Source organism: Lentzea sp. NPDC005914 (assembly GCF_040629405.1).
Taxonomy (GTDB): domain Bacteria; phylum Actinomycetota; class Actinomycetes; order Mycobacteriales; family Pseudonocardiaceae; genus Lentzea.
This window is the reverse complement of record NZ_JBEXVQ010000018.1, coordinates 191,163-202,189: the sequence shown is the minus strand read 5'-3', so window position 1 is coordinate 202,189 and position 11,027 is coordinate 191,163. Positions and strand designations below refer to the sequence as shown.

General features: G+C 65.3%; 12 protein-coding genes. 5 read left to right on the top strand and 7 right to left on the bottom strand.

The features are described from left to right. A partial coding sequence (locus ABZ345_RS25765) for a proprotein convertase P-domain-containing protein (protein ID WP_359853639.1) occupies positions 1-279 on the top strand: 279 nt, incomplete at its 5' end. A gap of 81 nt (positions 280-360) precedes the next feature. Here ABZ345_RS25765 and ABZ345_RS25760 read toward each other — a convergent pair. The 3 genes from ABZ345_RS25760 to ABZ345_RS25750 all read right to left on the bottom strand — a co-directional run bounded on the left by ABZ345_RS25760 (position 361) and on the right by ABZ345_RS25750 (position 3,808). Continuing rightward, positions 361-1,167 carry a sigma-70 family RNA polymerase sigma factor gene (locus ABZ345_RS25760; RefSeq protein ID WP_359853636.1) on the bottom strand — a complete coding sequence of 269 codons (807 nt, stop codon included), beginning with the start codon at positions 1,165-1,167 and terminating at the stop codon, positions 361-363. A 160-nt stretch (positions 1,168-1,327) separates the two neighbouring features. Further along, positions 1,328-2,074: an SIMPL domain-containing protein gene (locus ABZ345_RS25755; protein WP_359853633.1), complete on the bottom strand. Its 747-nt coding sequence runs from the start codon at positions 2,072-2,074 to the stop codon at positions 1,328-1,330. A 909-nt stretch (positions 2,075-2,983) separates the two neighbouring features. Then, positions 2,984-3,808 (bottom strand): MarR family transcriptional regulator, encoded by an 825-nt coding sequence (locus ABZ345_RS25750; protein ID WP_359853630.1) that lies wholly within the window; start codon positions 3,806-3,808, stop codon positions 2,984-2,986. A 161-nt stretch (positions 3,809-3,969) separates the two neighbouring features. Between ABZ345_RS25750 and ABZ345_RS25745 the strand changes: the two genes are divergently transcribed. Beyond that, entirely contained in the window at positions 3,970-4,560 is a 591-nt protein-coding gene (locus ABZ345_RS25745) for a dihydrofolate reductase family protein (protein WP_359853627.1), read from the top strand. Between the two features lies 1 nt (position 4,561). Here ABZ345_RS25745 and ABZ345_RS25740 read toward each other — a convergent pair whose 3' ends face one another. Then, positions 4,562-5,527 (bottom strand): alpha/beta hydrolase, encoded by a 966-nt coding sequence (locus tag ABZ345_RS25740; protein WP_359853624.1) that lies wholly within the window; start codon positions 5,525-5,527, stop codon positions 4,562-4,564. A gap of 142 nt (positions 5,528-5,669) precedes the next feature. Between ABZ345_RS25740 and ABZ345_RS25735 the strand changes: the two genes are divergently transcribed. Then, the gene (locus ABZ345_RS25735; protein WP_359853621.1) at positions 5,670-7,397 is read left to right on the top strand and encodes an N-6 DNA methylase; all 1,728 of its coding nucleotides are present in this window, start codon (positions 5,670-5,672) and stop codon (positions 7,395-7,397) included. Here ABZ345_RS25735 and ABZ345_RS25730 read toward each other — a convergent pair. Beyond that, positions 7,371-8,417 carry a hypothetical protein gene (locus ABZ345_RS25730; RefSeq protein ID WP_359853618.1) on the bottom strand — a complete coding sequence of 349 codons (1,047 nt, stop codon included), beginning with the start codon at positions 8,415-8,417 and terminating at the stop codon, positions 7,371-7,373. The two genes, ABZ345_RS25735 and ABZ345_RS25730, sit on opposite strands and share 27 nt — an antisense overlap. 86 nt (positions 8,418-8,503) lie before the next feature. On the opposite strand from ABZ345_RS25730, the gene ABZ345_RS25725 reads away from it, so the two are divergent. Together ABZ345_RS25725 and ABZ345_RS25720 are read left to right on the top strand one after the other, a co-directional pair. After that, positions 8,504-9,322, top strand: a complete 819-nt coding sequence (locus ABZ345_RS25725; protein WP_359853615.1) for an enoyl-CoA hydratase/isomerase family protein — start codon at positions 8,504-8,506, stop codon at positions 9,320-9,322. Beyond that, a complete protein-coding gene (locus ABZ345_RS25720; RefSeq protein WP_359853612.1) occupies positions 9,319-9,531 on the top strand; it encodes a hypothetical protein in 213 nt (70 codons plus the stop codon). Before ABZ345_RS25725 ends, ABZ345_RS25720 begins: the two co-directional genes overlap by 4 nt. A gap of 12 nt (positions 9,532-9,543) precedes the next feature. Here the strand turns inward: ABZ345_RS25720 and ABZ345_RS25715 are convergent, their stop codons facing one another. After that, complete coding sequence (locus ABZ345_RS25715) at positions 9,544-9,924, bottom strand: hypothetical protein (RefSeq protein ID WP_359853609.1); 381 nt, start codon at positions 9,922-9,924, stop codon at positions 9,544-9,546. Positions 9,925-9,932: 8 nt separating this feature from the next. Beyond that, positions 9,933-11,000 carry a hypothetical protein gene (locus ABZ345_RS25710; RefSeq protein ID WP_359853606.1) on the bottom strand — a complete coding sequence of 356 codons (1,068 nt, stop codon included), beginning with the start codon at positions 10,998-11,000 and terminating at the stop codon, positions 9,933-9,935. Positions 11,001-11,027: the final 27 nt, after the last annotated feature.

Sequence of the window (11,027 nt, the reverse complement as noted above, 5' to 3'; positions counted from 1 at the left end):
GTCACCGGCCGCACCGGCAACGCCCCCACCGCCCTCAAGGTCACCGTCGACATCAAGCACACCGCCCGCGGCGACCTGCAACTCGACCTCATCGCACCCGACGGCACCACCTACCGGCTGCGCAACGCCACCCTCACCGACACCACCGACAACCTCACCGTCACCTACACCCTCAACGCCTCCACCAAACTCGCCAACGGCACCTGGAAGCTGCGGGTGCAGGACCTCTACCGCACCACCGAAACCGGCTACCTCAACGCCTGGCAACTCAACTTCTGACCCCCATCAACCTCAACCACCCCGCCTGGCTACCAACCTTGGTAGCCAGGCGGGGTGTTTGTCGTCCGACGGACCACGACCTCACGAACTCGACCTGTGCTCTCGTGTACCGGCCTCGTCCGAGGCCCCTGCTCCGGTCAATGACTTGCGGAGCCGGGCCAACGCGCGATGCTGCGCGACCCGGACCGCACCTGGTGTCGATCCGACTGCCTCGGCGGTCTCCTCAGCCGACAGCCCCATGATCACCCGCAACACGACGATCTCGCGGTGCTTCTCCGGGAGGATCAGCAGGAGCTGAGCCATTTGTTCGGACAGCTCACTCTGCAAGGCCCGCTGTTCCGGATCGGCCACGATCTCAGGGGTGTCGGGAACGTCAGGGACGAGCTCGGAACGGTTCCTGGCGGCAGCCCGATGCACATCGGCAACCTTGTGCGCCGCGATGCCGTACACGAACGCCAGGAACGGCCGCCCCTCGTGGCGGTACCTGGGCAATGCCGTGAGCACCGCGATGCACACCTCCTGGGCCACATCGTCCGCCGAAGCGAAGGACCGCTCCTGCCGGCCCACTCGGGCGCGGCAGTACCGCACCACCAGCGGAAGAATGCTCGCCAGCAGGCGCTCGATGGCCTGTCGGTCACCTTCGACGGCCGCAACCACTTCGACCTGCGCAACCTCACGAGCCACCGCGTTGCCCGCAGGCCGGTGTTTGGTCTGCGTGCTCGCGACCGGGGGATGTACCTCGGCTTGCGTTGCCGCCTCGATGGCGCGGCAATCGAGCGAGATGCCGGCTCCGTGCTCCCCTTCGGTGACCGCAGGAGGTGCCTCCTCCGCGGGCCTCCGCCGCGATGTGGAACCCGCACCGGGCGAGACCGCTCCTCGACCGAACATCCCGACCTCCACAACTCGTGGCGGAAATCGGACCTCAACCGGGACACGGTCCGCCATGCCGTTATGTGCAACAGCGGACCGACGGACACGAATCTGACCCAATGTGAAAACTTTTCCGCTCCGTGTTCGGTTGAACACTCAGCGCGAATCAGCCCTGTTGTCAGCGCATTTGGTACACCACGACGACGTCGATCTCCTCCCTGATCTCACCCAGCGCCACCGGCACCGGCACACCGTCCGCATCCTGCGACGACAACATCGGAATCGGCGCCGCTCCACTGGAGGCGGCTTCGTTCACGGACAACAGGTCCCCGAGCCTTTGACCGCTGAGCTGGGCGTATTGGGCAGCCTTGGCGCGCGCGTCCTTGAAAGCCGCGGCGCGGGCCCGATGACGCAACGCCGCACGGTCCTCTACGTCGAAGGACACCCCGTTGATCCGCCCAGCGTCCCCGACCGCGTCCACGGCGGCGCGAAGAACCTTCCCGGTCTTGGTCACGTCGCGAACCTTCACCGAGAAGGCCTGGCCGGCTTGAAAGCCCGCCAGGTGTGAGTTGCCGGACTCGTCGTACTCGTAGACCGGGTTGAGCCACATGTTCTCGGTCCGGATGTCGCGATCGGACACACCTTGGGCGTGCACTGAGTCCAGCAGTGCACGCGCGGAAGTGGCGTGTGCTTCCACCGCTTCCGCGGCAGTGGGTTTCCTGACTTCCACGCCGACGCTGATGACGGCCAGATCCGGTACTGCCGACGCCTCGCCATGTCCGCCGACAGCGACCGTGCCCGACTCGGTCGCCTGTGCGGGAATGGCAATGGTGATCAGGCACGCCACAGCGAGTGCACTTGCCCAGAGGAACCGTCTGAGCGAAGGAATGTGTGAGCCGCTGCCCTGGTCGAGGGAAATCACCACAACCGAGTCCTCTCCAAGAATACTGCGCAGAGTGTGAATGACCAGCATCAACCACGACCGGGCTCCAGATGAACATCGATTGGACTCTCAGAACTGAATGAGTGAAAGATCACCACGATTGAGTGAGCTCACTTGGAAGTGAGGGCGCCAGCCTTGACGCGGCGCTCAGCACACGCCACAGAACTCATGATGCACCTGTCAGGACATGAATCGAACCGGCCACGTTTTACGGGAAGTGAATTAGCCAGGATCGGAACCCGATGCCCCGCAGTCTGAAGCAAGAAGGCGGAGGCCAGACCCTCCCACAGAGACCCCACAGGCTCGTGACCTGCAGAAACACCATCTCCAACAGAGAGTGAGAAATCCGAGCTTGAAGGATGCGCTCGGTGTCATGGGGGCGCCTATCGGAAATTTCTGATGCTTGGACGTGCCAACTGCTTCCCGTCCGAACGAAGCACCACCAGATGTCTCCTACAAGATGAACTCTCGGCCCATCAACCAAATTTCAGGAGCTCACCTATTCTTTATATGCCGACGAACGAGCGAATGTCATTCGCGCTCAGGTGATGACCACATTTGGGGGCCCCTTCGAGCACCAACTTGCCAGTCAGACGCAAGCGCTTGTTGCTTTTCGGCGATCGTTCGTCGATGACCTCCGCCTCCCTCTGCGCACCGAGGATCGAAGCCAAGCACCGGACACCCGCTGACGTCCGCCCCGCTCGGCCGAGCGGCTAAACGCGGGAGCCGAGGATGTGACGATGGACCACGACGATCGCTCCACCGCGGCAAGGCGGCTCGGGTTGAGCCGTCACCAGGTGGCGTGCCAGCTCAACAGCGCCTCGCGGCACCTCGTCGACCATCTGCTCAGCGGAGCACCTCGACCCATCTGCCGGCTGGTATCCGAATGGGTCAGTCGTGCACGGACTGTGCCGCGGCGGCCACCGGCTCGAGCCCCGCGATCAGCTCGTCCAGCTCGTGCGCGTCGAGCACGTCGTACGCCGGCGCCGCCAGTTCGTCGGTGAGGGCCTCGATCCGCTCGCTGGTCTCCCGGCCGGTGTCGGTGAAACCGCCGGCGGCGTTCACGAGGCCGCGGGCGCGCAGGCCGTCGACGACAGCGGCCAGCTGCGCCTTGGGCAGGTGATGGATCCGGCCGAACTTCTCGGTCCTCATTCCGAGGGAGAGAGCGAGCAGGACGTGGGCCTCGGTGCCGCCGATGCCGTGGGCGACGAGGGCTGCGTTGTGGCCGTCCCCGCGGTGCTCGCGCAGCAGCGTCGCCGCGTGCCAGAGCCTGGCCAGCGGCTCTTCGGGCACGTCAAGCGCCCGGAGCCCGGCGTAGAGCACTCGGCCCTCGGTCGGTGCGCTGACCGCTGCTCGGGTGGCGAGGTCGGCGACCCGCACCAGGCCGGGAGAGTCGGCGAGCTGCCCGATCCTCTGCCGCAGCGCGGCGGTGCTGCCCCGCTCGCGCACGGCGATCGCCTCCCGCGGGGTGGTCTTTCCCCAGACCCACGGGATGTGGCGCGCCACCTCGCCGTCGGCGAAGTTGTAGAACACCGCGTGCACCACCTCGGGCGGTGCCAGACCGAGCGGTGCTGCCCGGCCCGCGAAGTATCCGTCCCAGTAGTTGCGCATGCCGAGGGCCAGGAACGCCTCGTTCGCCACCTCGGAGAAGGTGACGGTGGCGATCGGCTCGATCAGCTCGAACATGCGGTGGACCTTGGCCTGTGAGTGCCGCATCGGTGGGGATCTCCTGTGGTCGTGACGGCGCCTCTGGTGGGCGGCCGTTCAACCTGGCGACGAACGACGCGGCCCGGTTTCGACAACTCCGGCCGATGTCGAAATCGGCGCCGCGCGATCGACGTACGGGTATCGCCACCGGCCAGAGGAGGAAAACGAAGATGAGCAGGACACCAGTGCGGCTGTACATGTCCGTGTCGGTCGACGGGTACATCGCCGGGCCGGACGACCGGCCGGGGCAAGAGCTCGGCCGCAACGGAGGGCGGCTGTTCAACTGGCTCGACGACCGGATGTCCAAGGGCGTCAACGGACAGGTGTACGCCGAGGCCTCGTCCACCGGCGCCGTGATATCCGGGCGCCGCACGTTCGAGCTGGCCAATCGGTGGCAGGGCGACCACCACGACGGCGTGCCGATCCACGTGCTCACCCACCACATCGACCCGGCCGATGAGCCGCCGGGGAGCGCGAAGTTCTACACCGACGTCACCGCGTGTGCTGTCGAGGCCCGTGAAGCGGCGGGAGATCGAGCGGTGCTGGTCCACGGCGCTGGTGCGGCGCAGGCGTTGCTGGCGGCCGGGCAGCTCGACGAACTCGAACTGCACGTTGTTCCCGTCCTGCTGGGTGATGGACGGCGGCTGTTCGAGCCGGCCGGACTCGACCACGTCGACCTGGAGCTCGTGCGCCGGCTCGAAGGCCGCGACGCCACGCACATGCGTTACCGCGTAGTCCATCGAGACGCGGAACAGTCGTGACTCACGCGTGGCACTCCGGCAGTCGGTTCAGGATTTCGACGATCTGGCGGAACTGCTCGGTGGTCGCGGCGTGTCCCGCGTTCACGGTGTGGACGTCGAAGCGGTTGTGCGGGGTCAGCCGGTCGGCCTCGGCGATCATCCGGTCCTGCAGGGCGAGGGGGATCATCCGGTCCGCGGTGTGCCGAATGAAGGTTCGCGGTACGCGGCCCCAAGTGTCCGGCCGGACCTGGGAGTTCTCCCTGCCCACGGTCAGCGACTCGTCAGGGTGCAGCGAGGCGAGCATCGCGTGGAACTCGGCGTCGCTCGCGCCGGCCATCAGCGCCCTCTTCAGTTTGGTCAGGGCTTCGACGTCGGCGGTGCGGTAGTTGGCTCGCACCGCGCCGATGACCGCGGGGTCCGCGACCACCACCGCGGCGATGTCGCCGGCCAGGGTCGTCGAACCCTCCGGGGTGGTCAGGTAGTCCTGCGGGCTGGCCAGATCCACGCAGCAGAACGCGCTGTCGTAGACGATGCGGTCGACCAGGTGGGGCACCGCGTTGCCGACCCGGTTCAGCGTCGCTCCGCCCATGCTGCCGCCGTAGAGGATGACCGGGCCGAACTCTGCGACCGTGCGGACTGTTTCGATCGCCGCCGCAGTGAAAGCGTCCAGGCCGACACCTGCCATCGGCGACGGCCGGGTCGCCAGGGACGCGTGATCCTGCGGGCACTGGTAGTCGAGGGCGAACTGAGCGTCGGTGGCGCGGTGTCCTGGCAGATCCACCCCTACGGTGCGGTGCCCGCGCAGCGACAGCGCGTCGATCCCGCCCGGGTTTCCGCTCGCACCGGTGACGACCACGAACGTCGTCGTGCCGCCCCTTCTGGTTCGCGCCTGTGCGACCAGGCTCCCTCCCGCCATGGTGATTCCGCTGGCCGTCACGCCCAGCGCCGCGCGCAACGCTGTGCGCCTGGAATGCCGTGGGTCGGTCATGACTTCAAGGAGACCGTGCCCAGCCGTCCGGATGTAAGCGGAGAAGGTGGACATCCGGAACAACGAAAGTCGCCCCCAGCTCCAGGCCGTCACCAACGTGATGTCCTCACAACGCCTGCAGCTACCATGACGGCTCGAGAACTTGGAGGAGCTGGTGGCAGCAACGGCGTCACGGCAAGTTGGGCGCGAAAAACTCGAGGGTATTCATTACACGCCCGCCGATCTTGCTAAGTACGTCGCTCAGAAGCTGCTTCTCCACGCCTCCTTGCCAGACGGGGGCACTGTCAAAGTACTCGACCCTGCATGTGGCGACGGAGAACTTCTGCTGGCGATCGCGCAGGAGCTCGCGGAACGCAATGTCGCAGCTGAGCTCGTCGGTACGGACACGGACGAGCATGCCATCAAGGCCGCGACTGATCGCCTGGCAAACGCGGCATCCAACGTGAGTTTTCGCGGCTACGTGTCCGATTTCCTTCTGGGACTCGCGGAAGTGAACAGCGTCGCGCCGTCCACTCTTTTCGACGCGGAAGGCGAGGGAGGCCGCGAGAAGTTCGACCTCGTCATCGCGAATCCGCCGTACGTCCGAACGCAGCATCTCGGTTCCGCACGGGCACAAGAACTCGGACGTCAGTTCGGCCTCAGCGGTAGAGTCGATCTCTACCAGGCCTTCATCGCCGGATTCCGGTCAGTGCTCGAAGATCACGGATCGTTCGGAATCATCGTGCCCAACAGATTCCTGGTCACCAAGGGCGGCGAAAGCACCAGGCGACTTCTCGCCAGTCGTTACCGCGTGAACGAGATCATCGACCTGGGAGACACCAAACAGTTTGCGGCAGCGGTCCTGCCGGCGCTCATCTTTGCGTCGAACACCCAGCTTGATTCTCAGAAGATCCCGGTCACGTCCATCTACGCCGCGGCGAAGGAAGAGCAGTCGAGCACTAACGCCGAGTCCATTTACGGCGCACTCGACGGCAACACCAACGGCGCGGTCAAGGTCGGGACGGACACCTGGTCGATCGAGCGCGGAGAAATCGCCGTTCGATCTGATTCCGGTTTCGACAAGCCTTGGGTGAGCCGCTCATCCGACCTGGAGTTCCTGGCCGCCGTCGACGAAGCGTCGTTGTTCAGGTTCAGCGATCTGGGAAAGATCAGGGTGGGCGTGAAGAGCACCGCCGACAAGGTGTTCATCCGTCGAAGCTGGGATGATCTCGAGGCAAGCGTGCGCCCGGAGAGCGAACTGCTCCACCCTCTCGTCAGTTCGGACACAGCTCAACGCTGGAATTGCCGGCACTCGACGCTCTCGATCCTCTATCCCTACGACATGACCAATCGAAAGCGCGTCCCTCTCGACATCGACCGCTTCCCGCGCGCGGCTGCCTACCTCAAGCTGCACCGCGAGCAGCTCGAGGGACGCAAGTACGTGATCGACGCCGGCCGGAAGTGGTGGGAGATCTGGGTACCGCAGAAGCCCGCTGAATGGGCAGCGCCGAAAATCGTTTTCCCGGACATCTCCACGAACGGCAAGTTCGCCATCGACAGGACCGGCGCCCTCGTCAACGGCAACTGCTATTGGATCTCACTGTCGCCTGAGCAGGAAGAGCTGGGTTACCTGGCGGTGGCCGTCGCTAACTCCTCGCTGGCGATGCGCTACTACGACGCCCGGTTCGGCAACAAGTTGTACGCGGGCAGGCGCCGGTTCATTTCGCAGTACGTCGAGCACTTCCCGCTGCCTGATCCCGAAAATCCTGCGGCGAAGCGCGCTGTGAAACTTGCACGTGAGCTTGAGGGGGCGACCGACCTGGCAACCCCCTCGCTCGAGCGCGATGTAGATGCCGCCGTGTGGTCAGCCTTTGGGCTCGAACAGCCCTGACGGTAGCGGGATCTGAAGTTTGTAGTTCTTGATCAGCCCACCGAAGCGCCTGAACTCCGTGAAGAAGTCCGCACCGGTGGTCGTCACCACCGCATTGATCGTTACCACGGATCCGTTCCGACTGCCGAAGAAGACCGCATATCGGACGTCGCAGTGCCGAAGTCCGCTACCGACGTCCTCGGCGAGATGGTCGCTGTCCGGAGTCACCAGGCCCAGGTCGATTGTTCGACTGAGCTGCAGCTTGACCTCCAGGGCCTGGTTCAAGATGTCCGGGAACTGCCCCTTGTCCCCGTACGGACCCACCCCGAGCACTTCGGTCACCAGCTTCTGGAGCACGACACCACGTCCGCGCTCATTGGTGATCCCTGGATCGTCAAATGTGACACCCACAAGCGCCAGCAACCGAGAGTGAACCTCGCTGATCGACAGCACCGCGCCACGGCGAGGCTGACTGGCCGGGCTCAAACCGGAAATATCAATTTTCGTGGTCTCGTCGGGAAGAAGTGCTTCGCGGAACGGTGGGGTGTCGAGGTCGCTGACGAGCTTCGAGCCGGCGCGTCCTTCGAAACGTTCGGCCTGAAACTTCGAAGTCAAAGTTCCTGTTTTGTCCCACAACGCGACGGCCTCGCCCGTCACGACACGGACTGCTGTCACAACATTCGCCGGGTCCAGCTGAACGATTGCGTAACGTCGCTCAGGGTCGACAGGTTGATTCCAGATCTGCAGATTTCTGTTCTGCTGCAGGAACAAGTCCAGGTTTTGATTGGGGAAGCACGGCTGAGTCCTCCTGAAACTCCGCGGCACAGGATATCCGAGTGTTTCGGCGACCGCTTGCTTTCCCCGCTTCGAACGGCTTTTGTTCGGAAGATTCCACTGAAGGCCTATGAGTGCGTCCTCGAGCCGGTCTTCCAGAGTTTGATTGTCGTAATACAGATCGCTTTCCCTGTCGAAAGCATCATAAATCGAGGCCCCCGAGGCGGCGATACGACGTGCGATCCGCTCACCGGCCATCTCCGTCATGAGATGATCATATGCGTCGAGCGTTCGGGTAACTTGCGGTTTGCGACAACGATCGCCCGGATTCCGATGAGAAGGCGAGAACCGTCATGGCGAGTCCACTGGTCGTCAGCGAGCGTTCGGACGGCTACCTGCGGGTGACGTTCGACAATCCGCCGCTCAACCTGATGAGCCCGGAGACCATGATCGGCCTGCGTGAGGTGGTCGACCGGCTGGAGGCCGATCCGGCGGTCAAGGTCGTGGTGTTCGACAGTGCCGACGAGGAGTTCTTCCTGGCGCACTTCGACATCGTGCGCGGCGGCGAGGTGCCCGCCGAGCCAGGTCCCAGCGGTCTGCCCTACTGGGCGGACATCGTCACGAGGTTGACCAGGGCACCGTTCGTGAGCATCGCGGAGATCCGCGGCCGGGCTCGTGGCATCGGCAGCGAGTTCGCGCTGGCCTGTGACATGCGGTTCGCCAGCCGGGAACGTGCCGTCTTCTGCCAGCCGGAGGTCGGTATCGGGCTCATTCCCGGCGGTGGTGCGCTCGAGGTGCTGCCCAGGATGGTCGGCCGGTCCCGCGCGCTGGAGATCGCGCTCGGTGCCGAGGACTTCGACGCCGAACTGGCCGAACGCTACGGCTGGATCAACCGGGCACTGCCGGACGCGGAACTCGCCACGTTCGTCGACCGGCTCGCCCGCAGGATCGCGAGCTTCGAACAGGCCGCTCTCGTCGCGACGAAAGCACTGATCGACAAGCGGGCCGGGGTGCCGTCCGATGACGAGCGGCGGGAGACCTCGCAGATCTTCCGCGAGTCGGGCACGTGGCCTGGGACGCGGAAGCGGATCGGTGAAGCGGTCGCGCGGGGGCTGCAGCAGCGTGGCGACTTCGAGCTCAACCTCGGTGCCCGGCTCGGACCGGCCGATTGATCGCTCTACTGCTGATCGCGAACTGCGGACCGACCTCGAACCGCTCACGACACGGTTCCCGGCGCTGGACGCTCCCGAACGAACTGCCGACCGGGACGGCTCTCACCAGTGAGGGTCTCGACCAGGCCTTCAGTCGCGACACGTGGTCTGCCAAGGCCTACCTCGTTCCGGACGACCGCACGCTCGTGCTCGTCGCCATCGGAACCTGACAGGGCGCACGATCACCACGAGTCGCCCGACCAGGTGCGCTCGGACAGGTCCTCCTCCGGTTCCGGCGCGCGGGCAGCCGGTTCCGCGGGACGGTCGGGAACCCCCGCCAGCTCGTCCGAGGCGAGCTGGACCAGTTCCGCGCGTCCGTGCTCGGCCGCTGCCTCCTTCTCCTCCTCGGACGTGGTGGCGTACCAGGACGTGAAGGCTTCCGCGCCGGGGCCGAGGACCTCGTCGTAGGCACGGCTGGTGAGGACGTCGGCAGGCTTCATGCGGCCGGCCAGCAACTCCTTCGCCATCTCGGCCAGCGCCGGGCTCTTGTCGTTGGCGGCGAGTTGCTGGAGCAGCTGGCGTTGGCGCCGGTCCAGGCCGGGCTGCAGTTCGGTTTCCGTCATGTCGTCACCTAAATCAGGGCCGGGTGGCCGTACGAGCCGGGCAACGGGTGCGCTTTGAAACCGCTGTCGCTCATCACCATCAGGATCTCGCCCTTGGCGGTGCGGACGATGTAGGACAGCGCCTGGAACAGTTCGCCGATCCTGCCCCACGTCTTCACGACCTGCATGCACTGCCACGCCGCCACCGCCCACAGCACGGCGGGCGCGACGACCGACTCCGCCATGACGCCGCCCGCCACCGCTTCCGCGACGATCCAGAACACCTTGTCGAAGATGTCCTGCACGAGATCGCCCGCCACCTTGGCGAACTCGCGGACGCCCGCGGCCACCTTCTCGTACTCGCCCTTGAGCTTCACGAAGGCGTCCTTGTGCTGTTCGAGAGATGTCGCCAGCCGGTTGAAGTAGTCGTAGGAGCCGTCGGCCGCCTTGCCGCTCCACGCGTTGAGCAGCAGGCGGTGGTTGTCCATGATGTTCACGCCGATGTCGCTGCAGAAGAAGCCGAGCGAGTTGAACGCTCCGCAGCACTTCGAGAACGCCTCCCAGTCGCCGGCGATCCACTTGCTGACCTCGTCGGCGGGGTTCACTCCGATGAGGACCTCCAGGACGTTCGCGGCGTACCAGCCGGGGCTGGTGAGGTTGTTCAGCGCGTCGATGACGGCCATCGGGTCCAGGGGCTCCGGTGCGCTTTGCGGTGGGGTCAGCCGGCCCTCGGGCACCATGGTCTCGCGCAGCACGAACGGGCCGACGAAGGGCGTCACCGGCGGATGCTGGGTTTCGGGCAGCTTGTTCTCGAACTGGCGCGCCACGGTCTCGTCGGTGTTGCGGTAGTAGCGCGCGGTGGCGGCCATCGCCTTCGTGTTCGTCACGCAGACGGCCTTGAGCTGGGCCAGCACCTCGTTGATCTGCGCCTGGAGCTGGTCGTGCGTGGTGAGCAGTTCGGCGATGATGCCGTCGGACTGGTCGCTGATCTCCAGGTGCGCCTTGGCGTAGCGCTCGGCGGCCTCCGTGTGCTCTTCCTGCTTGCCGAGGATCTCGCTGAAGTCCTCGATGACGGCCGGTGACGCGTGGAAGTCCACGACCCCCTCCTCTGGTCGGTCGCGGGA